General features: G+C 63.9%; 24 protein-coding genes. 8 read left to right on the forward strand and 16 right to left on the reverse strand.

The genetic code is table 11. The features are described 5' to 3' along the window. Positions 1–51 precede the first annotated feature (51 nt). Genes C793_RS13530 through C793_RS0104780 form a run of 5 tightly spaced genes read right to left on the reverse strand, consistent with a single transcriptional unit; the run spans position 52 to position 2,487 of the window. The gene (locus C793_RS13530) at positions 52–528 is read right to left on the reverse strand and encodes a COG4648 family protein (protein WP_245550190.1); all 477 of its coding nucleotides are present in this window, start codon (positions 526–528) and stop codon (positions 52–54) included. Continuing rightward, on the reverse strand, positions 525–797 hold the full coding sequence (locus tag C793_RS0104765) for an acyl carrier protein (RefSeq protein ID WP_017429811.1): 273 nt from the start codon (positions 795–797) through the stop codon (positions 525–527). Before C793_RS0104765 ends, C793_RS13530 begins: the two co-directional genes overlap by 4 nt. After that, on the reverse strand, positions 787–1,059 hold the full coding sequence (locus tag C793_RS0104770; RefSeq protein ID WP_017429812.1) for a phosphopantetheine-binding protein: 273 nt from the start codon (positions 1,057–1,059) through the stop codon (positions 787–789). Before C793_RS0104770 ends, C793_RS0104765 begins: the two co-directional genes overlap by 11 nt. Then, positions 1,052–1,819, reverse strand: coding sequence for a lysophospholipid acyltransferase family protein (locus C793_RS0104775; protein ID WP_017429813.1), 768 nt, complete (start codon positions 1,817–1,819; stop codon positions 1,052–1,054). The genes C793_RS0104770 and C793_RS0104775 overlap by 8 nt, the downstream gene beginning before the upstream one ends. Further along, positions 1,816–2,487 carry a beta-ketoacyl synthase chain length factor gene (locus C793_RS0104780; protein WP_017429814.1) on the reverse strand — a complete coding sequence of 224 codons (672 nt, stop codon included), beginning with the start codon at positions 2,485–2,487 and terminating at the stop codon, positions 1,816–1,818. Before C793_RS0104780 ends, C793_RS0104775 begins: the two co-directional genes overlap by 4 nt. 389 nt (positions 2,488–2,876) lie before the next feature. On the opposite strand from C793_RS0104780, the gene C793_RS0104785 reads away from it, so the two are divergent. Beyond that, positions 2,877–4,142, forward strand: a complete 1,266-nt coding sequence (locus C793_RS0104785; protein ID WP_017429815.1) for a dicarboxylate/amino acid:cation symporter — start codon at positions 2,877–2,879, stop codon at positions 4,140–4,142. Positions 4,143–4,180: 38 nt separating this feature from the next. After that, positions 4,181–4,675: a nucleoside deaminase gene (locus C793_RS0104790; protein WP_017429816.1), complete on the forward strand. Its 495-nt coding sequence runs from the start codon at positions 4,181–4,183 to the stop codon at positions 4,673–4,675. Here the strand turns inward: C793_RS0104790 and C793_RS0104795 are convergent. From C793_RS0104795 to C793_RS0104805, 3 genes are all read right to left on the reverse strand, one after another. Next, a complete protein-coding gene (locus tag C793_RS0104795) occupies positions 4,672–5,064 on the reverse strand; it encodes a septal ring lytic transglycosylase RlpA family protein (RefSeq protein ID WP_017429817.1) in 393 nt (130 codons plus the stop codon). The two genes, C793_RS0104790 and C793_RS0104795, sit on opposite strands and share 4 nt — an antisense overlap. A 43-nt stretch (positions 5,065–5,107) precedes the next feature. Beyond that, entirely contained in the window at positions 5,108–6,127 is a 1,020-nt protein-coding gene (ltaE, locus tag C793_RS0104800; RefSeq protein ID WP_017429818.1) for a low-specificity L-threonine aldolase, read from the reverse strand. 196 nt (positions 6,128–6,323) lie between these two features. Further along, complete coding sequence (locus C793_RS0104805; protein ID WP_051038327.1) at positions 6,324–7,796, reverse strand: ABC transporter ATP-binding protein; 1,473 nt, start codon at positions 7,794–7,796, stop codon at positions 6,324–6,326. Positions 7,797–7,817: 21 nt separating this feature from the next. Between C793_RS0104805 and C793_RS14285 the strand changes: the two genes are divergently transcribed. Beyond that, positions 7,818–9,171, forward strand: a protein-coding gene (locus C793_RS14285; RefSeq protein ID WP_156804829.1) for an IS3 family transposase whose coding sequence is annotated in 2 segments (ribosomal slippage) — positions 7,818–8,272 and positions 8,271–9,171 — 1,356 coding nt in all. Because the reading frame shifts where the segments join, the coding sequence is not laid out codon by codon here. A gap of 15 nt (positions 9,172–9,186) precedes the next feature. Here C793_RS14285 and C793_RS0104820 read toward each other — a convergent pair. Continuing rightward, positions 9,187–9,633, reverse strand: a complete 447-nt coding sequence (locus C793_RS0104820) for a hypothetical protein (protein WP_017429820.1) — start codon at positions 9,631–9,633, stop codon at positions 9,187–9,189. 47 nt (positions 9,634–9,680) lie between these two features. Continuing rightward, positions 9,681–10,406 (reverse strand): murein L,D-transpeptidase catalytic domain family protein, encoded by a 726-nt coding sequence (locus tag C793_RS0104825; RefSeq protein WP_017429821.1) that lies wholly within the window; start codon positions 10,404–10,406, stop codon positions 9,681–9,683. 119 nt (positions 10,407–10,525) lie between these two features. On the opposite strand from C793_RS0104825, the gene C793_RS0104830 reads away from it, so the two are divergent. Further along, a complete protein-coding gene (locus C793_RS0104830) occupies positions 10,526–12,184 on the forward strand; it encodes a L,D-transpeptidase family protein (protein WP_026106112.1) in 1,659 nt (552 codons plus the stop codon). A 146-nt stretch (positions 12,185–12,330) separates the two neighbouring features. Here C793_RS0104830 and C793_RS0104835 read toward each other — a convergent pair whose 3' ends face one another. Further along, entirely contained in the window at positions 12,331–14,121 is a 1,791-nt protein-coding gene (locus C793_RS0104835) for a peptidoglycan DD-metalloendopeptidase family protein (protein WP_051038328.1), read from the reverse strand. Between the two features lie 376 nt (positions 14,122–14,497). Between C793_RS0104835 and C793_RS13540 the strand changes: the two genes are divergently transcribed. Next, positions 14,498–15,412 carry a LysR family transcriptional regulator gene (locus tag C793_RS13540; RefSeq protein ID WP_017429824.1) on the forward strand — a complete coding sequence of 305 codons (915 nt, stop codon included), beginning with the start codon at positions 14,498–14,500 and terminating at the stop codon, positions 15,410–15,412. 84 nt (positions 15,413–15,496) lie between these two features. Here the strand turns inward: C793_RS13540 and C793_RS0104845 are convergent, their stop codons facing one another. Further along, complete coding sequence (locus C793_RS0104845) at positions 15,497–16,060, reverse strand: PRC-barrel domain-containing protein (RefSeq protein WP_017429825.1); 564 nt, start codon at positions 16,058–16,060, stop codon at positions 15,497–15,499. Between the two features lie 584 nt (positions 16,061–16,644). Between C793_RS0104845 and C793_RS0104850 the strand changes: the two genes are divergently transcribed. Together C793_RS0104850 and nfi are read left to right on the forward strand one after the other, a co-directional pair. After that, the gene (locus C793_RS0104850) at positions 16,645–18,327 is read left to right on the forward strand and encodes a DEAD/DEAH box helicase (protein WP_017429826.1); all 1,683 of its coding nucleotides are present in this window, start codon (positions 16,645–16,647) and stop codon (positions 18,325–18,327) included. Between the two features lie 254 nt (positions 18,328–18,581). Beyond that, a complete protein-coding gene (gene nfi, locus C793_RS0104855; RefSeq protein WP_017429827.1) occupies positions 18,582–19,283 on the forward strand; it encodes a deoxyribonuclease V in 702 nt (233 codons plus the stop codon). Here nfi and C793_RS0104860 read toward each other — a convergent pair. Together C793_RS0104860 and C793_RS0104865 are read right to left on the reverse strand one after the other, a co-directional pair. Continuing rightward, a complete protein-coding gene (locus tag C793_RS0104860) occupies positions 19,228–19,926 on the reverse strand; it encodes a gamma-glutamyl-gamma-aminobutyrate hydrolase (RefSeq protein WP_017429828.1) in 699 nt (232 codons plus the stop codon). The genes nfi and C793_RS0104860 overlap by 56 nt on opposite strands. A 188-nt stretch (positions 19,927–20,114) precedes the next feature. Further along, entirely contained in the window at positions 20,115–21,122 is a 1,008-nt protein-coding gene (locus tag C793_RS0104865) for an amidoligase family protein (RefSeq protein WP_017429829.1), read from the reverse strand. 123 nt (positions 21,123–21,245) lie between these two features. On the opposite strand from C793_RS0104865, the gene C793_RS0104870 reads away from it, so the two are divergent. Next, on the forward strand, positions 21,246–23,630 hold the full coding sequence (locus tag C793_RS0104870) for a mechanosensitive ion channel family protein (RefSeq protein WP_017429830.1): 2,385 nt from the start codon (positions 21,246–21,248) through the stop codon (positions 23,628–23,630). On the opposite strand, the gene C793_RS0104875 is transcribed toward C793_RS0104870, so the two are convergent. Both C793_RS0104875 and C793_RS0104880 read right to left on the reverse strand, forming a co-directional pair. Continuing rightward, positions 23,547–23,978, reverse strand: coding sequence for a hypothetical protein (locus tag C793_RS0104875; protein WP_026106115.1), 432 nt, complete (start codon positions 23,976–23,978; stop codon positions 23,547–23,549). The genes C793_RS0104870 and C793_RS0104875 overlap by 84 nt on opposite strands. Positions 23,979–24,170: 192 nt before the next feature. Further along, positions 24,171–25,184 carry a J domain-containing protein gene (locus C793_RS0104880; RefSeq protein WP_017429832.1) on the reverse strand — a complete coding sequence of 338 codons (1,014 nt, stop codon included), beginning with the start codon at positions 25,182–25,184 and terminating at the stop codon, positions 24,171–24,173. Positions 25,185–25,226: the final 42 nt, after the last annotated feature.

Below are 25,226 nucleotides of genomic sequence, written 5' to 3' on the forward strand. Positions count from 1 at the left end.
GGCGGCGCAGTCGGTAGCGGCAGCACCCTTCGCCGGCAAACATCAGGCCGATCAGGACGTAGCTGATAACGCCGTTATACAGCGACCATAGCGCCAGGCTGGCGTACAGCGCGGTGGCCGCGGCGAGACAGCCGTTGAGCACAAAAAATCCGCACCATACCTGGGTGACGCGGCGGGTGTAGCGCACCCCGCCGGCGGCAGGTCGGGCTCGCGCAGGCGTGCCAGGCGCTCGATGATGGGCGGCCCCTGCCACAAACTGGTGGTAAACAGCGTAAGCATCACGGCGTTGATGGCCACCGGATAGGCGCGTACGCCCCATTCGGCTTCGCCTACCAGGCCCAGCAGAATCAGCCCTGCTGCGGCGACGGCGGCCAGCAGGCGCGCCTCGGGAAAGCGCCAGGCCAAAAGGCCGGCGCCGGCTATCAGTAGCGGCCAGCTGCCGACCAGGCCGTGCAGCCACCAGATCAGCAGCGGCCAGGCCATCATCAGCGGCGCCAGCAGCCAGCGAAGCGCGGGCCGGCGGTTCATTCGGCCTGTAGCAGGCGTTCAACGGCGGTGACGACGTCATCGAGAGTGCGCACGGCCTTGAAGTCTTCGGGATTAACCCGGCGGCCGGTGAATCGCTTGAGCTCGACCACCATGTCCACGGCGTCAATGCTGTCGATGTCGAGGTCTTCGTAGAGACGCGCGTCGAGGTGAACCTCGTCGGCGTCGATTTCAAACAGCTCGACCAGAATCCTTCTAACCTGTTCAAGAATGTCGTCGCGGCTGATGTCTGTGGGAGTGTCAGCGGTCACGGCGGGCCTCCACGAGTGCGCGCAGCGCGTCAAGGCTGGCGAAATGTTGACGGGTATCTTCCGCTTCGGCGTCGAGCTTGATGCCGTAGCGTTTTTGCAGCTCAAGCCCCAGCTCCAGCGCGTCGATGGAATCCAGCCCCAATCCTTCGCCAAACAGCGGGGCCTGGTTATCAATATCGTCGGGCGTGACGTCTTCCAGTTCCAGCGCTTCGATAATCATGCGCTTGAGGTCAAGGGTCAGCTGTGATGAAGGGTCATGCATGGTCAAAATGTTCCAGCTTGTGATTAAAGAAGTCGCTTAATTCGCGGGTCAGACGTCGAGCGCGCACGCCGGGAGGCTGGTCGGTGTCCCGGCTGACGGGCAGGTCATCCAGCACCTGAAAGTCAATCTGAACCTTGCGCGGCGGGATGTGGTACCAGGGCTCGCCCTTGGTCAGCGTCGTGGGGCGGCAGCGGATCAGCACCGGGATGATGTCGGCATCGGTGCGCAGTGCAATATTGGCCGCCCCGCGACGAAACTTGATTGGGCGGTCGGGGTGGGTACGCGTGCCTTCGGGGAACAGGATCAGCGAGTGGCCCCGGGCCAGACTCGCGCGCGCTGCCTCGAGCACCGCGTCGGGTTCGCGATTGGTGATGTAGCCGGCCGCGCGGATGGGGCCGCGGGTAAAGGGATTTTCGGCCAGCCGGCCCTTGATGATGCAGTCGGCCTGGGGCACATGGCCAAGCAGAAACACCACGTCGATCAGCGACGGATGGTTGGCCAGAATCAGACGCCCGGGGCGCTGTAGCCGGGAAACGCCGTCAAAGTCGTAGTCCAGCACGCCGAGCAGGCGCATCAGGCCGATAAACAGACGAAAGGCTCGGCCAATCAGTGCTCGGGCAAGGTAGCGGCGCCGGGTCGGGTTGTGAACGCACAGGCGCAGCGCCGGGTCAATGACCAGACCAATGGCCAGGCCGCCCAGGCCAAAAAGGGCAAACGAAAGCGCGGTGCCCAGCCCGCGCCGATACTGATCGAGCGTCATGGGGCCACCTGCGTAAAGCGCTGCAGCCCGTCAAGCCAGGGGGTACTGCCGGAAAGCCAGCGGATAACCTCAAGCGGAGTAGGTTCTGCGGGAGTCTCCGGGTGGGTAGCGGCGAGATGGGGGCCGTCGCCGACTCTACGGCTGAGACGCAGGCCCACCGCGCAGGCTTGTCCCGGATGGGGGGTGTAGCCGTGATAGGTGTCGGGCAGCTCGCCTTCGGAAAAGACGATGACCACGTTATCGTGGCCGGCATCCAGATAGCCTTCGGCTTCGGTGAGCAGGGCATCGAACTCATGACCGCAGGCGCCCAGCGCTTGCAGCGGCTGGCGGTGGTCGTGGGCAATGGAATACACGCCCAGTACGGCGTTATGTACCGACATGGAAAACCGCGCCGGTGACAGCGGTATGTCCTGGGCCAGGCTTTCCAGCATGGATAGCGTATGCGCGACGTCGCCGTGGCGGGAGGCATGGATCAGCGGGCAGCCGTCGTGCGGTACAAGCGCATGGAGGATATCGCAGGTCGCTCGACCGGCAGCATCCAGACGACGTTTCAATAGCCTGGGCAGGGTGCTGCCGATGGGTAGCAGAATCTCCCGCCGGGACGGAATCATGTCGTGGTCGTCGTGGGCGCACCAGGCGCGCCAATCGCTGATGCGAAGTCTTTCCATGACGGGCGGCACTTTAAAGTAGAGGACTGCAAAGAGAGGATTGCATCGGCACAAAGGAGGCAAATCGAAGCCGCACTTTAACGTAAAGATGCTCCCGGGCCAAGTTGCATCTCTTGACGTTTTACAACGAAGTTATCACGTTATTTACGCTATTCAAGGCAGGTTTCACCTGTTCCGTGTTATATTCATCTTTACTTATTTTATCCGCCTTCATGTGTGCAGTGTTACGGAAATATGACCGTCGGGATATATCTGAAAAAACTTAAGATTATTCGAAAAAAGAATGATAAAAGAGAAAGTTAGCCTTATTGGCTATAAAAAGCGGTTGTATTATACTGCGCCACCCCCATCTGGGCCCTGAACGCTCATGCACGCTGGTGGTTGTTGTTATGCATTTTCTCTGGAAAAAATACGCCGATACCTCGCTGATCGCGCGGGTTACAATTGCGCTGGTGGCGGGGGTTGCCGTTGGCCTGCTGGGCAGTGAGGCGACGGTCGGCTGGCTTGCGCCGCTGGGCGATCTGCTGCTGCGGCTGCTGACCTTTCTGATCGTGCCCATCGTGCTGTTTACACTGATGGTCGGGGTCAACCAGTCGCGCGAAGGCAGCGTTGGCCGGGTCGGGCGCAAGGTGTTTGTCTACTATCTGGCGAGCACGGCGCTGGCGATAGTCGTCGGGCTTGCCGTGGCCTCGCTGTTCAGCCCCGGCAGCGGCATGACTCTGGACGACAGCGCGAGTTTCTCTGTGCCGGAAAACCCGGGGCTGGTCGACGTGCTGCTCGATATCGTGCCCGGCAATATTCTCGAGGCGTTCACCCAGCTCAATATGCTGGGCATCATCTTTACCGCGCTGGTGTTCGGTATTGCGCTGCTGAAGCTGCGCGAGTCGGGTAGCGAGCGGCAATCTGCCCTCGGCGAGCGGCTTTACGAGGTGCTTGAGGCCCTCAACGAGATCACGTTGAAGGTGATGTCGGGGGTGCTGCACTACGTGCCTATCGGCGTGTTTGCCATCGTCGCTGATACCGTCAGCCGTCAGGGCATGGGCACGCTGCTCTCGCTGGGCGATATGGTGCTGGTGCTGTACCTGGCGCTGGGGATTCAGCTGTTGCTTTACTGCGCCGGTATGCGGCTTTTCGGCGTGGGCATCAGGGATTTCTTCCGCGAAGCGCGCACCCCCATGGCGACGTCCTTTGCGACCCAGAGTAGTTCCGGCACCCTGCCGTTGACCATCAACGCGGCCGACCGGCTGGGCACTCCCAAAACCATCTACGGTTTCAGCCTGCCGCTGGGGGCCACGCTCAACATGGACGGCGCGGCGATCCGCATTGCCATTTCGGCGGTGTTTGCCGCTAACGTGATTGGCGCACCGCTGGATTTCATGAGCATGGTGCAGATCGTGCTGATCGGCACCCTGGTATCGGTGGGCACCGCCGGCGTGCCGGGTGCGGGTATTATCATGATCGCCACGGTGTTTGCCCAGGTGGGGTTGCCGATTGAAACCGTAGCGCTGCTCACCGCCATTGATGCGCTGGTGGGCATGGGCTGCACATCGCTTAACGTCACCGGCGATCTGGTGGGTACGTCGATTATTGCCCGCAGCGAACGCCGTCGGGAGTCCCGGGAGCAGCCGGCGGATGCCTGCACGGCGGAAAGCTGATAGCGTCGGCGCCGTCAGTCACAAGGCAAGGAGCGAACATGATCGCGGATCACGAACGGCCCTATTTGGATAGAAGTGTGGAGCTGGCGCGAGAGGCGCTGGCGGCGGGTGACGAACCCTTTGGCAGCGTGCTGGTCAGCGCCGAGGGCAAGGTGCTGCACGAAGACCGCAACCGCATTGCCGGCGGCGACAACACCCGCCATCCGGAAATTGCCCTGGCCTACTGGGCGGTGGAAAACCTCACGCCTGCGGAGCGTGCCGCCGCCACGGTGTATACCTCCGGCGAGCACTGTCCCATGTGCGCCGCCGCCCACGGCTGGGTAGGGCTCGGGCGCATTGTCTACGTGAGTTCGTCGAAGCAGCTGGGCGAGTGGCTAAGCGCGATGGACGTGCCGCCGGCACCGGTAGCGACGCTGCCCATCGAGCAGATTGTTCCCGGCCTGACGGTCGAAGGCCCGGTGTTGGCGCTTGCCGAGACGATGGCGGCGCTGCACCGGCAATATCATACCGGCCAGGCAGGGCACGGCGGCTAGTCGATTACCGTCACGGTTACCCTGGCCACGCCGCGCTCGAGCATGTCGAGCTTTTGCGCGGCACGGCGTGAGAGATCAATAATGCGGCCCTGTGCGTAGGGGCCGCGGTCGTTGATGACGACCTCGACACTCTGGTCGGTTGCCGGCCGGGTGACGCGAACCCGGGTGCCCATGGGCAGTTTGCGGTGGGCCGCGGTCATGGCCTGCTGGTCAAACGGCACGCCGCTGGCGGTGAGCAGGCCCTGGAAGCGGTCGCTGTAGTAGGACGCCATGCCCGACCGGGGCGCGGGGGCTGTGTCTGCCGGGGCACTGGCGGTTGCCGCTGCCACGATCAGCGCGACCGCGCACAGGTGCAACGGCAGCGTCAGGCAAAAAAAGCGTCGAACCATAAGCATGCCTCCCTTTATTCTGTTTTTATGAACAGTAACTCGATTAAGCGCGGGTTTCATGGCGGTTGAAGTAAGCCTGCATCACGGCAATCACTTTGTCGATGTCGGCATCGCGGATGTCGCGATGGGTCACCAGCCGTGCACTGTCGAGCAGGTCGATCAGAATATCGTGGTCGTGCAGCCAGTTGGCCAGCGGGGTCAGGTGCTCTTCGGGGAAGTCGGCAAACACCATGTTGGTCGCGCGTGACGTGACGGTCACGTCTGGCAGCGCCGCCATGCCGCGGGCCAGCGTTTCGGCGCGGCGATGGTCGTCGGCCAGGTCGGGCAGGTGATGCTCGAGCGCGTGCCAGCAGCCGGCGGCGATAATCCCGGACTGGCGCATGCCGCCGCCGGTAACCTTGCGCCAGCGCCGGGCGCGGTCGATCAGCTCGGTCGAGCCCACGAGCACCGAACCCACGGGCGCGCCCAATCCCTTGGAAAAGCATAGCGATACGCTGTCGAACGGCTCGCACAGCGCGGCCAGCGGGGTATCCGTGCCCACGGCCGCGTTGAACAGCCGCGCACCGTCCAGGTGGGTGGCAAGCTGGTGCTCGCGGGCCAGCGCGGTGGCATCGCGTATATAGTCCTGAGGCAGGATTTTACCGCCGATGGTGTTTTCCAGCGCCAGTAGCCGAGTGCGGGCAAAGTGGAAGTCGTCGGCCTTGATTGCGGCGCGGACCTTGTCCAGCGGCAGGCTGCCGTCATCGGCGTTTTCCACCGGCTGGGGCTGGATACTGCCGAGTACGGCGGCACCGCCGCCTTCAAAGCCGTAGGTATGCGCCTGCTGGCCGACGATGTATTCGTCGCCGCGCCCGCAGTGGGCCATCAGCGCGACGAGATTGCTCTGGGTACCGCTGGGAAACAACAGCGCGGCTTGCTTGCCTGTCGTCTCGGCTACCGCCTGTTCAAAAGCGCTCACCGTGGGGTCATCGCCCCAGACATCGTCGCCGACCGGGGCGGCGCACATGGCTTCGTACATGGCCGGCGTGGGCCGGGTGACGGTATCGCTGCGCAGATCGATCATGATGGCGCTCCGTAAAAGTGTTTGAGAGACCGTGTTGTAAAAGCTGTGCCGTAGGGGTTGTGCCGAAGGGGCTGTGCTATAGCGCCTGTGCTGTGGGGGCTTTGCGATAGCGGCGTTATGGCTGCGTACACAGAGGCCGACGAGCATAACCCCCGGGTAGAGGCAGGAAAACCCGAGTGCCATGTGTCGGCCGGTTTTACTCGTAGCCTTTGGCCTGCAGGCGGAACAGCTGGGCGTAGCGGCCGTTTTGTGCCAAAAGCTCGGCGTGGGTGCCGCGCTCTATGATACGCCCGCTGTCCATCACCAGGATTTGCTCGGCGCTTCTCACCGTAGAGAAGCGGTGCGAAATCAGAATCGTCATCCTGTCGCGGCTATGCTCGCGAAAGCGGGCAAACACTTCGGCCTCGGCGGCCGGGTCCATGGCGGCGGTGGGCTCGTCGAGCACGAGGATGTCGGCGTTTTCGCGCATGTAGGCCCGGGACAGCGCGATTTTCTGCCACTGTCCGCCGGAGAGCTCCTGGCCGTTTTTGAACCAGCGCCCCAGCTGGGTGTGATAACCCGAGGGCATCTGCCGAATAAAGTCGTCGGCCATGCCGTAGCGCGCGGCGTCTTCCCAGCGGGCTTCGTCGTCAAAGGCATGGGTGTCGCCAACGCCGAGGTTTTCGCCAACGGGCAGCTGGTAGCGCACAAAATCCTGGAAGATCACACCCACGCGCTCGCGCAGGGCGACGGCGTCCCAGTCGCGCAGGTCGGTGCCGTCCAGCAGAATGCGCCCCCGGGTGGGGGAATAAAGCCGGGTCAACAGCTTGATCAGTGTGGTCTTGCCCGAGCCGTTTTCGCCCACCAGCGCCAGGCTCTGCCCCGGCACCAGGTGGAGAGACACGCCGTGGAGGACCTCCCTGCCGCCGGGATAGGCGAAGCTGACGTCTTCCAGGCGCAGGCCGTCGCCGGGTGACACGCCGCGGGTCTGGGTGCCGGTATCGGCTTCCACGGGCTGTTCCAGATATTCATACAGATTGGAGAGGTAGAGGTTGTCCTCGTACATGCCGCTGATGGCGCTCAGGCAGGCCGACAGCGCGCTCTGGCCCTGCTTGAACACCATCAGGTACATGGTCATCTTGCCAAGGGTGAGCCTGCCCATGACGGTTTCCGCCACCACCCAGCCGTAGGCGGCGTAGAAGGTCAGCGTACCCAGCAGGCCCAGGGCAAAGCCCCAGCCCTCCCGGCGCAGTGTCAGCCGGCGTTCTTCGGTAAACAGCCGGTTGAATATCGCCCGGTAGCGCTGGAGGAAGAGGCTTTCCAGGCCAAACAGCTTGACTTCCTTGATACTGTCCTCGCGGGCCAGCACGGTTTCCAGGTACATCTGCATGCGCGAGTGTGGCGAGCGCCAGCGGAAGAGCCGGAACGCTTCGCCGGAAAACCGCGCTTCGGAAATGAACACCGGCAGCGCGCCGGCGACCAGCACCAGCAGTGCCCAGGGCGAAAACTGCACCAGCAGCACGCCAAAGCTGCCCAGCGAAATCGCGTTCTGCAGCAGCGAAAACGTCTTGTTGACCAGCCCCAGCGGTCGGGTGGAGGCTTCGCGGCGGGCGCGGGTGAGCTTGTCGTAGAGTTCGGAATCTTCAAACTGGGCAAGTGACTGAACTGCACCCCGAAAGTTGGACATCATCCAACCTTCGGGGTGTTTTTGATGGCGAAATATGACGAGAGCTTCAAGCTGCGGGTTATTCAGCAGTGTTTACGCGAGGACATCAGCCAGGGGGAAGTGGCTCGCCAGTATGGCGTGGATGTGTCCACCATCCGGCAATGGCTGGCAACCTATCGACAGCATGGCGTGTCGGGCCTGCGCAAGAAGTACAGTCACCACAGTGCGGCCTTCAAGCGGGAGGTGCTTGAGCGAATGTGGCGGGATGGCTTGTCACAACGCCAGGCTGCGGCCCTGTTCGATATCCGTGAGCGCAGCGCTATTGGCAGATGGGAGCGTCAGTACCATAGTGGGGGTCTGACTGCCCTGGAACCTCAGCGCAAAGGACGCCGCCCGATGTCAAAGAAGCCTCCTTCACCGCCCCTACCTGATAAAGAGCGCTCTCAAGAGGCGTTGCTGAAAGAACTCGCCTACCTGCGTGCCGAGAACGCCTATCTAAAAAGCTCGATGCCTTGATCCAGGCAGAGCAGGACGTGGCGCGAGGCAAAAAGCGCAAGTCGTCCAGGGATTAAGGCATGAGCACACCCTCGCCTTGCTGCTGCGAGCGGCCGGTCTCTCGCGCAGCACGTTTTACTATCAACGCAAGGCCCAGAACACCGGTGACAAATACGCGGCTCTGAAAACGCGTATACGCCAAATCTACGACCACCATCGGGGGCGTTACGGTTACCGTCGCATCACCGCGGCCTTGAAACAGGCGGGCGAGACAGTCAACCACAAGACCGTGCAGCGACTGATGAAGAGTCTGGGCCTGAGGTCACTGGTACGCCGAAAACGATACCGATCCTATCGAGGAAGCGCAGGACGAATCGCGCCCAATCTGCTCGATCGTCAGTTCCAGGCACAACGTCCGAACCAGAAGTGGGTCACCGATATCACGGAGTTCAGCGTCAACGGCCAGAAGCTCTATCTATCGCCGGTCATGGATCTCTATAACGGCGAAATCGTGGCCTACCAGACCGGCAAGCGCCCCGTGCTCTCCCTGGTGATCGATATGATGCACAAGGCGTTGACTCGGTTGGAGCCAGCGGACAAGCCGCAGCTGCACTCCGATCAAGGCTGGCATTATCAGCACCCGGCTTACCGGCGCTTGCTGAAGGAGCGATCCCTGATTCAAAGCATGTCACGTAAAGGCAACTGCCTGGACAATGCAGCGATGGAGAGCTTTTTTGGCACCCTCAAGGCCGAGTACTTTTATCTGAATCGGTTCGAGACGCTTGAGCAACTGCAGCGAGGACTCGACCACTACATCCACTACTATAATCACGAACGCATTAAGTTGACGCTAAAAGGCCTGAGCCCTGTGCAGTACAGGACTCAGGCCTTGGGTGCCAGCTAAATGAACCGTCCAACTTTATGGGGTCAGTTCAGACAGGGTGCCGGCCTTTTCCAGAATCATCACGTTAACGCGATGGCCCAGACGAGCGCGCAGCAGCGATTTCTGGGCGTCCAGGCACCGCTGGGCGAGGGCGATCAGGGCGATAATCGCGCCTTCCAGCGCGACCAGCCAGAGCACCGGGGTCAGGCTGGTCGCCAGCGGCGGGGCGGTTTCGGCCTCCTGCGCCTGCATGGCGGCCACGACGCCGTCCACGATCAGCTGGCCGACCCAGGCGGTAACCGCCGGCAGGACGCCGGCGATCAGGGTACACAGCGCCAGCCCCAGCATCATGACGCGAGAGGTTTGCCATACCAGCATCAGGGCCCGGCGGCTGTAGCGAAATACGCCCAAAAAGCCGCTGGCCAGATTGCGCGACCCGTTACCGCCGGGCCGGGCGTGAGAATTCGAAAAGGATGCAGACAACGGCGTGACTACCGGCAGGTGGAAGAGGCGTCGATGACGGTCGGGCGTTAGCGCCGGGCCAGCTGTGGGTCAGCGCCGCCGCTGCAGTTGAGCTGCGACGAGCTGGCCAGCCATTCTTCATCGGGATAGTAGGCAAAGACGTACTGTTCGTTTTTCAGGCTGTCGATCAGCGGATAGGTAATGCCCTCGCGGACCGCCGGGCAGCCGTAGCTGCGCCCCAGCCGGCCGGTTTTGTCGATAAAGTCTTCGCTGACGTAGTCGGCACCGTGAATCACGATGGCGCGCTCCATGGCGTGGTCGTTGACGTCGGGCTCCAGGCCGTCAAGGCGCAGGGAATAGCCGTTGCGACCGTAGTAGCTGTTCATGGTACGAAACAGCCCCAGGCTGGACTGGTGGCTGTCCGGCGTATTGGAGAACCGGGTTGCCAGCGCGTCTCCCGAGCCCTGGCCGTGGGAGACCAGCTCCTTGAACAGCACGCGGTGATGCTCAAGGTCGAATACCCAGAGGCGCGGCTGGGTCGACGGCCGGGAGAAATCGATCAGGGCCAGGCGTTCGGCATTCGGGTCTGCGCAGCTGAGCGATTCCGCCGCCATGCGCAACGCCCGCGGGGTCGCATCGGGAGCCAGCAGCTTGAGTTCGTGGTGCAGCGGCGTGGTGCCGGCAGAAGGCAGCGCTGCCATCCGGGAAAAGAAACCGGCGGCCTGTGATGGTAACGTAACGGCGCAGAGGGACAGGCCCAGCAGCAGTGCCGAGGCTTTTAAATGAAACGCCATGGTCATTATCCCGATGGTGATCAATAAACGATGGAAGCAGAGTAAATAATGCGCGGCGCGCTTGCCATGATCCGTGTCATGGCACGGCAAAGCCGCCATCGTAACGCAAGGGGAAGGCGATGAATAAGACTCGGCGAACAAAAATGCACCGGCTGGCGCTGATCGGCGCGGGCATTGCCGCCCTGGGCAGCGGTTCCGCGATGGCCGCCTCGCCGGGGGCGGCAGAGACGCTGACGGCGAGTACCGTGCAAAATCAGCTGGCGACGGCGCCCGGGGAGGCCGATGACTTGCCGGTCTCGACGTTTTATCAGCGCCTGTTGTCGCCGGCGGCATGGCAAACGACCGAACGGGTCGAGGCGCTGACCGACGCGCTGCGAACGCTGAAAAACGACGGCCTGGCGCCGGAGGATTATCTGGCGCCGTCGGGCAGCAGCACGACGCTGATGCAGGCTTTTAACCGTAGCCGGGACGGCGGTGCAGAGGCGCGAGCGGCGTTTGACGTACGCGCCACCCGGGCTCTGTTGCGTGCGCTCGAGCATCTGCAGCGCGGGCGGCTGGACCCGACCGAGCAGGTTGCGGGCTGGGAGACCGCCAGACCGGCCCGACATTATTCGATGGCCCGGGTGGCAGCGGCCGTGGCCGACGATGACATCCGTCAGGCACTGGCGCTGGCCCGCCCGGATACCCGCGCCTACCGCCAGCTGCAGGATGCGCTGGGTCGCTACCGTGATCTGGCGACGCGTGCCCGGCAGCACCGCAGCGCGGCGCTGGTGCCGGGGGAGAAAGTCCTGCGCCGGGGAGACGAGCACGACGCCGTGGTCACCCTCCGCCGCCGGCTGGCCTACTGGGGGCTGGATGAAGCCTTGCAGGGCGACCCCGACGCCTATGCCCCTATTGACGCTCAAGCGCCCCGGCGCGAGCGTTTTGACGCTGACCTTGAGGCTGTGGTGAAGCGCTTTCAGCGGCGCCACCTGCTGGATGCCGACGGTGTGGTGGGCGGCAAGACCCGCCGGGCGCTCAACGCCTCGCTGACTTCGCACGTTGATGCCCTGGCGCTCAACCTTGAGCGAGCCCGCTGGATGCAGCCGATCATGGCGCGCCGCCCCGGCGTCTGGGTGGATATCGCCGGCTATCGCATGCACTATACCCGCCCGGACGGCGAGCGCTGGTCGTCAAAAGTGATTGTGGGCAGCGCGCGGCGCGAAACGCCGGTGATCCATTCGTCGATTACGCGTTTTACCGTCAATCCGACCTGGACGGTGCCGCCGACGATCCGGCGCGAAGACGTTCTGCCCCGGCTCAAGCACGACACCGATTACCTGGCCAGCCGCAACATTCAGGTATTAAGCCCGGACGGCGCCCGGCTGGACCCGGAAGCCGTCAACTGGCAGGCACCGGGGAACGTCATGCTGCGCCAGTCGGCAGGACCGCACAATCCGCTGGGGCGCGTGGTGGTGCGCTTTCCCAATGACAAGCTGGTGTACCTGCACGATACGCCGTCGCGGGGGCTGTTCAATCGCGACCGGCGAGCCTTGAGTTCGGGCTGTGTGCGTGTGGAAGGGGTGCGCGAACTGGCGCGTATGCTGCTGCACGACACCAACAGCCGTTATCGCCTGAGCGAGCTGCTGAAACGCGGCAAGAGTGACCTCAACGTGCGCCTGCCGGAAAGTGTGCCGGTCGCGCTGGTCTATCTGACGGCCTGGCCCGACGCCGGGGGCCATATAACCTTTCGGCCGGATATCTACGGCCGCGACGAGGCTCTGCGTCGGGCGCTGTAAGGGCGCCGTGCGCTGCCATTTACCTACTGCTACCGTAAGCGGCCCGGCATAAGAAAGGGCGCCGCTCCCGTGAGGAGGCGGCGCCCTTTTTCGTTCGGCGGTCAGTCGCCGTTTGCGGGCCGGCGCGTCAGGCCGGCTCGGGGCGTTCAGCTACCGTCGCTGCCGGCGTCCGAATCGCCGCCGGAATGGCTATAGGACGCGACGTTGATCGTGCCGGTATCGCCGCTTTCCAGCGCGGTAATCATGGGCTCGGCCTGATGCTGAAAGGCCACGAGCGAGTCGCCACGAAGGCGGGTGTTTTCCGGCAGATCCACCGTCATGGCGTTGACCGGGGCATTGTTGACGTGGACTTCGTAGTGCAGGTGCGGGCCGGTACTGCGTCCGGTATTGCCCGACAGCGCGATACGGTCGCCCATTTCCACCCGGTCGCCCTTGCTCACCAGCGCTTTGGAAAGGTGCAGGTAGCGCGTGCGGTAGCCGTTGTCGTGGCGGATGACCACATAGCGCCCGGCGGCGTAGTGCTTGATGACACGCTCGACCCGGCCGCCGGCGGGGGCGGTAACCGGCGTTCCCACGGGCATGGCAAAATCGGTACCGTTATGCGGGCTGACCTTTCCCGTTGTCGGGTGCCTGCGGTTGGGGTTGAAGCGCGAGCTGATGGTGTAGTTGCCGTCAAACGGATGGCGGGCAAACGCCGGATCGAGGCTGTGGCCGTCCGGGGTATAAAAGGTATCGTTCATGGCATTGCGGACCAGCGTCAGGTCCATCCGCTGCCCCTGATACTTGACCGCCAGCACCCGCGTGTCGAGGGTCTCATCGTCGATCATGTCCGACTCGACCAGCACCTGGAAATTATCGCCGTTGCGGCTGTCGCGGCGGAAGTCGAATTTCTTTTTCAGCAGCTGCGTCAGCTCGGTGACCGCGCTGCTGCCCAGGCCGGTGGCCTCTGCCGAGCGGGCAAAACTGCCGTTGATGCTGCCGGCGTAAAGCCGCTGAACGGGCTCGCCCTGACGCTCGATGGCATCGGCAGTGTAATCGCCGTCCTGGCGGTTGACCCGCACGCCTTCGCGGGTATTGCGCATCATTTTCAGCGATAGCAGCTTGCCGTCCTTGTCGAGCTTGTAATCAAAGCTCTGGCCGGCTCGCCAGTGGGTCAGCAGGTCGGCATCGGGCAGCGTATCGAGTAGCCCCAGCGCTTCGCTGTAGCCCAGTCCCAGCTCGTCCTGCGCCATGGCGGCGAAGGTCTCGCCGGTGTTGACGATATGGGTTTTCCAGCGGGGTACATAGGTGGAACGAGCGGCAATTTCCAGCGGCAGAAAGGAAACCTCGTCGAAGCGATCGATCCCGTAGTCTTCGTAGGACGTCGCGTCGGGTACGGGGGCCGCGCTGTTGTTGGAGGCCGAGCTGTTTTTGGAGGCTGGGCTGTTGCCGGCGTCCGCATTGCGATTGGCTTCGGCCGCGAGCATGCCGCTGCCGAGAGTGCCAACAACAACGGCAATGTGGCGCGCGCTGTCATCCATGCGCGTTGGCGTTTGGCCCGCCAGGCGTTCGGACGGCAGCGTAGCGGACGCATGACCGGGGCTGGCGGCGGCGCTTTCGATCACATCCAGGTCGATGACGTCGGAAGCCTTGAGTTCGCTTAGCGGAATGCTTTGACGAGTGGCATCCAGCACGCGCGACGTTTGCTCGAATGCCGTGGCGATCGGGGTTCCCGAGCCGCTCGCCGATTCCTCGTGTGCCGGCTGCGGCAAGGCAGCGCGGTCGGCCGACGCCGAGCCGTCAAGCGGCAGGGAGGTGCTGTTTGTCGGGTTTCGGGACTGGCCGTGATCCTGATAGGCCGTGAATAACGTTTGTCCGCCCAGCACGGTAACCATGGTGGCTACGGGTAACAGTAACAATTTGTGCGTGCGGGGCAGCGAATGGAGAATTCGCAACATGGATAAAGAGTCGCCAATGTCGTGTCAAAAGAAGTATGTATACGCAATAAACGTCAAAACCTTACCCCATGCGTCAATAGGTGCATAGACTGTGGTTTCGTACACAGCGCGGCATGTCGATACAGGGATTATGCAAAAGACGCACAGATCCTGTCGAAATAAAATAGAACGCTGTTTTCCCTCATTCATGAACGCCGTTTTAATATTGAAGCGTTAAAGTAGCGCGTCATTTCATGCTTTATTGACTTCAATCGGCGCAGCGTCAGCCAATGTTTGACATGCTGATCGCTCACAGGGCTGCTGCGTCTGGCGCGGAAATGGCGCTGCCGCTGCGTGGATGACACACAGCGCCGTGATTCGGTACGAGGAGCTTGCCATGTCGCGTGTCACCCTTGCCCAGTGGCAGATGCTCGCCGCCGTGGTCGACCACGGCGGGTTTGCCCGGGCGGCCGAGGCGGTACACAAAAGCCCGTCGACGCTGAACCATGCGGTACACAAGCTGGAGGAACAGCTGGGCGTGCGGGTATTGGAGCCCGCCGGCCGGCAGGTACGCCTGACGGATGCCGGCGAGCTTTTGCTGCGCCGCGCTCGCCAACTGCTGGACGGAGCCACGGCTCTCGAAGACGTCGCCTTGCGGCTGGCCTCGGGGCTCGAGGCAGAAGTGACGCTTTCGGTTGACCAGATTGTGCCGGAAGCAGTTCAGATCAGCGCGCTGGAGGCGTTTTCCCGGCTCTACCCGCAGGTGCGCGTGCAGCTCCATGAAAGCGTCCTGAATGGCGGGATTGAAATGCTTCAGGCGGGCCATGCCGATCTGGTGGTGACCGGCCTGTCGCCCCCGGGATTTCCGGGCGAGCCGCTGGGTAGCGTACGCTTTATTGCCGTGGCTCACCCCCGGCATACCCTGCATCGGCTCGGGCGGCGTCTGGATTTGCGCGATCTGTCCCATTACCGCCAGCTGGTGGTGCGCGATTCCGCGTGGCAGCAGCCCGCCGGGGTCAATCCGCCGGGGGCCGACCAGCGCTGGACGGTGGGCCATCTGGCAACATCGCTGGATATGGTCAAGCGCGGGCTGGGATTTGCCTGGCTGCCCGAAACCCGAGTAGCCGATGCCTTGGCCAAGGGCGATCTGAAGGCGCTGCCGTTGACCGCCGGGGGCGTGCGCCACGTCCCCGTTCAGCTGTTCTACAGCGATCGCGACCGCGCCGGCCCCGCCGCTCAAGCCATGGCACAGGCGCTGCGCGAAGCCGCCGACCCGTCCGGCGACGGGCAGGCTGACGGTACCAGCGCCTGAGGCGCCCGGGCTTCAGAAGCTCTCGGGTCTCTGAAGCCCTTGGGTTTATGAAGCTCTCGGGGCTCTGAAACAGTCGGGCAGGGATTAATCCGACATCCCGGACGCGGCATCCCGGGTTTTCTGCCAGGCGTTTTTCGCGCCTTCCCGAGTGGTTTGCCATGCACTTTCCGCGCCTTCCTGAGTTTTTTGCCAGGCATCCTGGGCGTTGGACTGCGCCTGTTCCCACCAGTCGTGGTTGTAGGTCGGAAAGTTGGCCATTTCGTCCGAGGTGGCATCAATCATCACGCGATGCCGGATTTCACTTTCGCCGTCGTCCTCCCGGGTGCGGGTCTCCAGCGTGAAATGGTTGGCGTCGACGACCAGATCTCGGCCGCCCAGTCCCAACACCTTGCCGCTTTCAATCACCACGGCGGCAATGGTCATTTGCTCGTCGAACAGAATGTCGTCCACTTCGCCAATGGCCTCGCCGGAGCCGTCAACGATGTAGGCGTCGGCTTCCATGATGTCGTCGGCGGCGTACATACCCTGGGGGCTGTCCTGTGCCTGAACCCCCGGTATCAGGGTCAGGCAGGCAGCGCCCAGCGCGGCGGCCAGGGCGTTTTTCGTGGCGGCGTGCGGTGCCGGCGCATTCGTCAATCGGTTAGTCATTTGGTACCTCCCGTGCAACAGCGTTGCCTTGCGCTTGGTGTGCCCATCAACGCTAGTCGAACGCCGGATGGGTGCAAACCCTTGAATACGCAAAAACGATGGAAGTCGCGGTCGTTGATCGGCAGGTTGTCGGTAAAAAGACTGGCAAGCCGCGAGCGGCAGTGGTAAAGTGCGCCTTCCTCGCATGTGTTGACCCCTCCATCATGACGTGACGCCGGCCTGATTTGTTGCCCGGTGCCTCCGGAACATCAGCCCGTCGCCGATGTTCGTTTATGTGAAGATGGCGCGCTTGAGCAATTCTACCCCACAGGTGGAAAGAGCGCAGAAAGGTCGCCACAGCGGCCGGCCCGTTTTCGCGGTGCCGCCCGTATGCCAGGTGCGACCGGTGTCCCCGACTCCCCGTTGTGGTTTGTAGCCGTTGCCGCCGAGATTGGCCGTGCGCCAGTCCCGAAACGTATGGCAGCGCCGAAAGGCTTGACCGATTCACGCCGATCCTGGTTCAGGGTCGCAGCCGGTCAGTGCCGGAGCCAGGGACACTTTTGATGATTTTTTGCCGGTATTACCGGCCTACCAAGGTGTGTTTAATGACCTCGACTTCCGTCGCTTCGCCGAGTTTCGGCGATCTTGCCCTGTTGCCTGCCGTTTTGTCTGCCGTGGAAAGCCAGGGCTACAAGGAACCGTCTCAAATTCAGGCGCAAACCATCCCTGCGCTGCTCGAAGGCCGGGATATGCTGGGCCAGGCCCAGACCGGTACCGGCAAAACCGCGGCCTTCGCGCTGCCGCTGCTGTCGCGCCTCGAAACCTCAAGGCGCGAGCCCCAGGTGCTGGTGCTCGCGCCGACCCGCGAGCTGGCGCAGCAGGTAGCGGCTTCCTTTGGCAAGTACGGCCAGAACATCAAGGGCCTGGAAGTGGCTACGCTGTGCGGCGGTCAGGAATACCGCGAACAGCTGAGCGCGCTCAAGCGCGGCGCGCAGGTTGTTGTAGGCACTCCGGGCCGGGTAATTGACCACCTGGATCGTGGCAGCCTGAAACTCGACGGACTGTCCGCGCTGGTGCTCGACGAAGCCGACGAAATGCTGCGCATGGGCTTTATCGACGACGTCAAGCGCGTCGTGGCCGACACACCCGAAGATGCCCAGCGCGTGTTCTTCTCGGCCACGCTGCCGCGTGAAATCGAGCGTATTGTCAATCGCTACCTGGTCGATCCGGTCAAGGTGACCATCGAGTCCAAAACCACTACGGCGGATAACATCGAGCAGCGCGTCGTCCGCGTCGACGGCGGTGCCAAACTCGAAGCGCTGTCGCGGATTCTGGAAGTCGAGCTGGTGGATGCCGCCATCGTGTTCGTGCGCACCCGCGCCGCCTGCACCACCCTGGTCGAGCAGATGACCGCGCGCGGCGTCAACGCCGCCAGCCTCTCCGGCGATCTCGATCAGAGTCTGCGCGAGCGGACCATCACGCGGCTCAAGCGCGGCAAGGTTGACGTGCTCATCGCCACCGACGTGGCCGCCCGGGGGCTCGACGTGCCGCGGATTACCCACGTCATCAACTATGACCTGCCCCAGGACAGCGAGGCCTACACCCATCGCATCGGGCGTACCGGCCGTGCCGGGCGCAGCGGCATTGCGATTACCTTTGCCGGCTTCCGCGAGGGCCGCAAGGTCGGCTGGATGGAGCAGGCCATCGGGCAGAAAATGACGCCGATGCCCCTGCCCGACGAAGCGGCAATCCGCGCGCACCGCGACAGCGTCTTTCATCAGCGCGTGATTGCGTCGCTGGGCCAGGGCGCCGATAACCAGCGTGAACTGGTCGAAAAGCTGGTCGACGAAGGCCATAACGCCGTTGACCTGGCCGCCGTCTTTGCACAGATGGCCCGCGCGGACGAAGCGCCGATTGGCCGTCTCCAGGCGCCACGCAAGGAGCGCAACCCGCGCGAAAGCCGCCAGAAAGGCGCACCGCGCCGCAATAGCGGCCCGAGCGAAGGCATGGTGCGCTATCGGGTATCCGTGGGCCACAAGGATGGCGTCAAACCCGGTCAGCTGGTAGGCGCTCTGGCCAACGAAGGCGGCATTGAAGGCGCGCGTATCGGACGCATCGATATCCGTAACGCCTTCTCCACGGTCGAGCTGCCCAAGGGACTGCCGGCATCGCTGCTGGCCAAAATGGCGCGCGCCCGCGTTTCCGGCCACCCGCTGGAAATCAGCGAAGATCGCGCCCCGCGCCGCAGCCGCGACGGCGATGCGCCGGTACGCCGCGAGCGTGCCTGAGCGCTAGCTGATACCGACTCATCCCGGTAGACCGATCAACACCCTCGTGCCGCTGCGGCGCGGGGGTGTTCGGGTTTTATGGGGTCGGTTTTTGCCCCGTTATCCTTTGCCCACCATGTCCAGCCACTGGCATCTCGGGCCACTGGCATCTCGGGATACGGGCATGTCTGGCTACAGACGTCCTGGGCCACAGACAACTTGGGCCAAGGGCATGTCGGGCTACGGGTATGTCGAGCAAATAACAGGAGAAACGCATGCCCTTGCTGCCTCCCAACAGGCTGCACGACTGGGACCTGGCGCCGCGCGATGCTATCGCGCTGCAAACGCGGCTGGCGCCTCGCGTCGAGCGTGAGGATCGCATGTCGCCGGTTCGCTGCATTGCCGGCGTGGATATCGGTTTTGAAGACGACGGCGCGACCACGCGGGCGGCGGTGGTGGTCCTGGAATGGCGGGAGGAGGGCCCGCCTTTCGAGGTGGTCGAGCAGGTGGTATACCGCGAGCCCACGCGCATGCCGTATATCCCCGGGCTGCTGTCGTTTCGTGAAACGCCGGCGGCTCTGGGCGCCTTTGCCCGGCTGTCCAGCGTGCCCGAGCTGGTCATGGTCGACGGCCAGGGCATCGCCCATCCGCGCCGGCTGGGCGTGGCGTCGCTGCTGGGGCTCTGGCTGGACGTTCCCGCCATCGGCGTGGCGAAGTCGCGGCTCTGCGGCCGACACGCCGAGGTCGGCGAACCCCGAGGCGATGCGGTGCCGCTGAACGACCAGGGCGAGGTAATCGGCACGGTGCTGCGCTCGCGTACCCGGGTCAAGCCGATTTACGTCTCCCCCGGCCACCGGGTTGGCCAGGCAACGGCGCTGGCCTGGGTCGAGCGCTGCCTGCACCGCACCAAACTGCCCGAGCCTACGCGGCTGGCCGACCGCCTGGCGAGCCGTCGCGATGCGCCTGGGCGGCGCTGACCAGCGCGCGGATCAAGCGCTGCTGGGGACGATTGAAGATCAGCCATTCCGGGTGCCACTGCACGCCCAGCAGAAAGTCGTGGCGGCGGGACTCGATGCCCTGCACCAGGCCGTCGCGGTCCCGAGCCACAATCGCCACGCCGTCGCCGGCGCGATGCACCGCCTGGTGGTGCAGGCTGTTGACCCGGCACCAGCGCACACCCAGCAGCCGATGCAGGCGGCTTTGCGGCGTGATATCCACGGTTTTGCGTGGCAGTACCGTGCGCCGGCGTTTCAACCCGGCGTGGGTGCTGTAGATATCCGGGTCCAGGGTGCCGCCGAGATGCACGTTGATCAGCTGGGCGCCCCGGCAGATGCCGAGTACCGGCGTACCCCGCGGGATAAAGCATTCAAGCAGCGAGAGCTCCAGCTCGTCGCGCCGGGGGTCAACGCGGACATCGAGCTGCAGCTCGGCGTCGTAGAGATGGGCCTGGATATCATCGCCACCGCCGATGATGAGCCCGTCGAGCCTGGCTGGGCGCGCCCGGTCGGGCGACAGACGCAGGGGGCGGCCGCCGTGGCGCCAGACGGCAAACCAGTCAAACCACCAGGCCAGGCGGCTTTTGCGATCCGAAGTAGTGATGCCGATAAGGGGTCGTGACATGCAATAAGAGCGTTCGTGGCAGTGGTGGACAGGGCGCTGGTCGTACAAGGCAAGGGTTTTGCAGAGCAAAGGTTTTGCAGAGCAATGGTTATGCAGAGCAATGGCTGTGCAGAGAACGGTTGTGCAGAAAACGGCAGTGCAGAGCAATGATCGTACAGGGCAGGCCAGCGGTGAAAAGACCCGTGGCGTCAGGCCGAGTGAAACAGATGCCGCAGCCGGTCGGTCCAGCGGCGGTAGAAAGGGCGACGATAGTAACGAATATAGGCCGCGCTGCGTTTGGCCAGCGCACGGCGGTCGGCAGCGAGCTTTTCCACCTCGACCCAGCGGTTCCATTCGCTGACTGCTCCCCAGCCGGGTTGGGAAAGCTGAGCGTCGGGAAGCCGGTAATGAAAGGTCGGGCGCGGCTGGGTCAGCTCGCTGTGCAGCAGCTCGTGGGGATGTTCCGGGCAGAGATGGGCAAACAGCGGCAGCATGTCCAGCTCGCGGTTGCGCGTGGGGTTGTGGTCGAGATAATCATCGATTAGCCCGAGCAGGCCGGGGCGGTAGTTGGCGGCCAGCACCTTGAGCGCGTAGTCGCGCGGAAAGGGGTTGGCATGGGGCAGCACTTCGCGGGTAATATCCACCTGTATTTGCTCGCGCAGCCAGGGCGCCAGCAGCAGATAGGCGCGCAGCATGGCATGAATATCGTGACTCGCCGGCGAGGCGATTTCCGGGTTCAGGTGCAGGCCAAAGCCGTAGAGCAGGCTGGCATCGGTGCCCTTGGCGCCGTGCTCGCGGAGGGCGTCAAAGAGGCGATCGAGCTCGTCGAGCTCGTTCCAGGGCACCGGCGGGCAGACGATTTCGGTCGGCACCAACCCGGTCACCATGTCGCCGATGAGCTCGCGGGTCTTTTCGTGAAACTCCACGCGCAGCTGATGGCGGTGACGGGCCCATTCGTCGTCGCCTTCGGCCTGGTGATCGAGCGCCTCGCGGTCGGGATGGGCGTATTGCGTATCCAGCTCGATGACGAACCGACCCCAGCGGGTGTTGTCCACGCGTAGCCGGTGAGGGCTCACCGCGTTAAGCTCGCCGCCAAACAGCTCGCGGACGAGATGGGCGGTGTCGGCGGGCGGCAGGCCGGCAAATTCGATTTCCACGCCGACGCGGCGGATTTGGCCCCGGGCATTACGGGGAGCAGGGGGCGCCTGGGGCAGCATCTTGTATCCTGTCAGGTCCATTGATAGGCGCTCAGATTAGCATATTCCGGGCATGATTTTTTCAGGCATGATTCATTTCAGGAGAGGCATGTGCGACAGCACGTAATCGCATGGAGGGCGCTGATGTTGGCGCTGCTCATTACCACGCTGACGTTTGCCACCACGGCTGGCGCCCAGGGCGTGTCGATTCCCGGGCTTAACCAGGAAACAGCGCAGGACCAGAAGCCCGACAGCGCGTCGTTGCAGCAGTCGCTGGATGACATCATTGCCACCCTGGAAGACAGCCAGCAGCGTCAGCAGCTGCTCAAGTCGCTGCGTGACCTGCAGACGGCTGCCGAGGCTTCCAGTGAACAAAGCGGTGGGCGCCAGGGGCTGCTGGGAGCGCTGGCCGATACGCTGACCGACATCAACGAGCAGGCCCAGGCCGGCGGTTCGCCCGCCGAACAGTGGTCGCAAAAGCTCCGCGAAGGCGTCGACGAGCTGCGCGAACTGGTCAACCGGCCGGGCCGAGCGGGCATGATTCGCGCGGTGGCCGACGGCGCCGTGCTGGGCGCTGTCTGGGCTGCGCTGTTGATCGTGATGATCGCTGCCGGGCGGCTGTTGGCGACGCGCCGGGGCTGGCCCCATGATCTGCCGCGCGATCCCCACGGCGGGCTGATGGCGATTCATTTTCTGCGTCGCATGCTGCCCTGGGTGCTGGCCTTTTTCGTCGTCTTCGGGCTGGGTCAGATCATGTCGCCGAGCCCGGGACGCACGGTGGTACTGGTGCTGGCGTATGTCTGCGTGTGCGGACGGGCGCTGTCGGTGGTGTTTGAAACCGTGATCGCCTTTTTCAGCAGCGGCCATCGCTTTACCGCCGTGCGTCTGTTGCAGGAGCGTGCGCTGCGTGGGCTGTTCGTGATCGGCGCCTTGATTGCGCTGGGCGATGCGCTGATTTCCGGCCGCCTGGTGGGCATGCTGGGCGAGGATTTCGCCGGCCTGGTGTCGGTGCTGGCCAATATGCTGGCGGCGCTGGTTGCGGCGCGTTTTATCATCAAGTTCAAGCGCCCCATCCGCCACCTGATCTGCAATCGGCGGTACTATCAGCGCCGGGATGCCGGCACCGCCATCGAGTTGAGCCGTGCCCTCGGGGGGCTTTGGCACATTCCCGCGCTGCTGCTGGTGGGCGGCTCGCTGCTGGCGATTTTCGTCAGCGTGGGGGATGTGGGCACGGCGCTGGCGCGTTCGATCATTTCCGCCAGCCTGCTGGTGTTGACGCTGGTGGTCACCGGGCTGCTGCGCCGCCACGGCGAGCGGCGCAAGAAACGCCGGCTGCCGCCGCGCTACCGCGAATATCGCCGCCGGCTGGGGCGCGTGGGCTTTGTATTGGCGCATATCTGCGCCTGGATGGTGTTTGCCGAGCTCTTCATGCAGGTGTGGGGCAGCTCGCTGTTCGGCATCGGCCAGGAGGGGCTGGCCGGGGCGCGCATCGGCAAGGCGCTGGTGAGCCTCGGGGCGACGGTGCTGATTGCCTGGCTGGTGTGGATTTTCTCCGATACGGCGATTCAGCGCGCGCTGATCTCGTCGGCCAAATCCCAGGGGCGGCGGGTCAACCAGGCCCGCGCCCAGACCATTACGCCGATGATCCGCAACGTGATTTTCGTCACCATTCTGATCATTGCCGGGATTGCCGGGCTGGCCAACCTGGGCGTCAACGTGACACCGCTGCTGGCGGGTGCCGGGGTGATCGGTCTGGCCATCGGTTTTGGCGCCCAGACGCTGGTGCAGGATTTGATTACCGGGATTTTCATCCTGATTGAAGACTCGCTGGCCGTGGGTGATTTCGTCGAGATCAACGGCCACATGGGCACCGTCGAAGGCCTGACGCTGCGCACCGTGCGCCTGCGCGACCTCGACGGCATCGTGCATATCATCACCTTCAGCCGCATCGATTCGATCCACAATATGTCGCGCCAGTTCGGTATCGCGCTGATGAAGATCCGCATTCCCTTTGCGATGCACATCGACGATGCCATCACGCTGATGCAGGAAACCGCCCAGGAGCTGCGCAACAACCCGATGATGCGCCATTACATCTGGGCACCGCTGGAAATGCAGGGCATTCACGAATTTGACGACGGCTGCCCGATTCTGCGGATGCGCTTTCGCACCGCGCCGGAAATGCAGTGGGACGTGGCCCGGGCGTTCAACCTGCTGCTCAAGCAGCGGATGGAAAAACAGGAAATCGATCTCGGCGTACCGCGCCTGAGCCTGAGCATGGAAGCCGGTACCGAGCGCGACCGCGACGACGGCGTCACTTCGCTGGACGACCCGGACGCGGAGTCGGCCGGGGGCGGCGATGACGCCTCGGCGGCTACTCATCGGCCCACGCCGCCTCGGCCCGCCCCTACGCCTACCAAAAAGGAAAAGGCCCGCGAGCAGGCGCTACAGCGCACCCAGCCGCAGGCACAGGGCGAGCCCACCGGCGAATCCCATGCAGGCAGCGGTGATAATGGCGGCGGTGATTAGCCAGGGGCCGCGCAGGCGTTGCCAACGGTTGTAGTGCGTGGCGGCCTGGCTGACGCGGCCCATCAGCGCTGCGTTCTGCCCCACGGCGTCGTCCGGGGGGCAGGCAAAATCGTTGGCCACGCTGCCTTGCCAGTGGGCGCCGTGGCTTAGCCCCAGCCGGGCGCGCAGACGGCTAATATCGCTGACGGTGGCGTGCAGGGCATCGTAGCTGTCGCGGTGTTCGGCGACGGTGAGCACGGCGTCCGCATCCTGCTGGAGGGCGCGGTTGGGGCAGGTATCCACGGCACGGCGGATTTGTCGTGGGGAAGCCTTTGGGGGCAGGGAGAGGCGTTGATACAGGTCTCGCATGGCGATGCTCTATCCGTGGGTGTCGGCCATGAGCGTTATCCTTGGCGATCGGCCAGCGCCCGTCAAGCCTCGCCTTGTCGGCTTTATGCGATCTCGCGGGGCTTTTATCGGCAAGCGCGCTGGGCCTTCAGGAGCTCACGGGATTTTTATCCACTCATCGGGGCTTCATCAGCTCATGGGGTTTTCATTAGCTCATAGAGTTTTCATCAAATAGTCATGGGCTTTCTTGATGCGTTGAAAGCGCATCGATGCCTGGGCGGCGCGGCTTTCGCTTTCGGCGACAAAGCGGTCCGGGTGATGCATCTGCGCCATGCGGCGATAGGCGCGGCGAATCTCGGTGCGGCTCGCCCCCCGAGAGAGTCCGAGCACGGCCAGCGCGCGCAGGGTGCGATCCGGCGACGTTGAGGCCTGGGCCCGGTGGCCGCCCGTCCCCTGATGCTGGCGATCTCTGTAGTCGCTCTGATGGCGGCGGTATTGCTCCTCGCGTTGCCGGCGGTCGTGCGCCTGACGCTCATATGCGTCGCGCCGGCGCCGCTGGTCCTTTTCTTCCTGTTGGCGCTGTCGGCGCTCCTGTTTGGCGCGCGCCCTGTCGCGGCGGGCCTGCTTTTTCTGCTGGCTGGCCTGCTCGCGCTCCCGGCGTTCCGCGTCGCGCCGGGCATCCGCCTGCTCGGCCTCTTCGCGGGCACGTTCGGCTTCGGCTTCGCGCTCGGCGCGGCGGCGATAATGGGCGGGGTTGTGTTCGCGCCAGTAGGCATCCCGGCTGGGGTCCTGCGGAGCCGTCAGCGGGGCGCCCGCGATTTCCTCGAACAGCGTTTCCAGCGTGGCCGGCGTCAATCCCAGCAGGTCGGCGATAAAACGCAGGATATAGTGATTGGCCAGCGAAAGCTGGCCATCGTCGGTGGCCACGCTGATGGTGCGGTGCATGACCGCCATACCCTGTTCATGAGGGCTTTCGTGCCGCAGGACTTCGGCCGCCAGCTGTACCGCCTGGATGTCGTGCTCGGCGGCGATTTGCATGAGGGTCTGCAGGTGGTCCGACGGCACGAGCTCGGTGGCTTCCTGCGCCAGCCGCCGATAGCGTTGCCCGGCGGTGATGCCGTTGCGGTGCGTCAGAACCCAGGCCTGAAGTAACAGCGTCGCCGCATCCACCTGGCTGTGGCTTTGTAACAGCACCAGCTCAAAGGGGGAAAAGCGGGCAATCGGCATTACCAGGCTCCAGCGACGGGATGATTAGCCGGCAATGGTGGC

This window comes from Vreelandella jeotgali Hwa, from assembly GCF_000334215.1.
Classification (GTDB): Bacteria; Pseudomonadota; Gammaproteobacteria; order Pseudomonadales; family Halomonadaceae; genus Vreelandella; species Vreelandella jeotgali.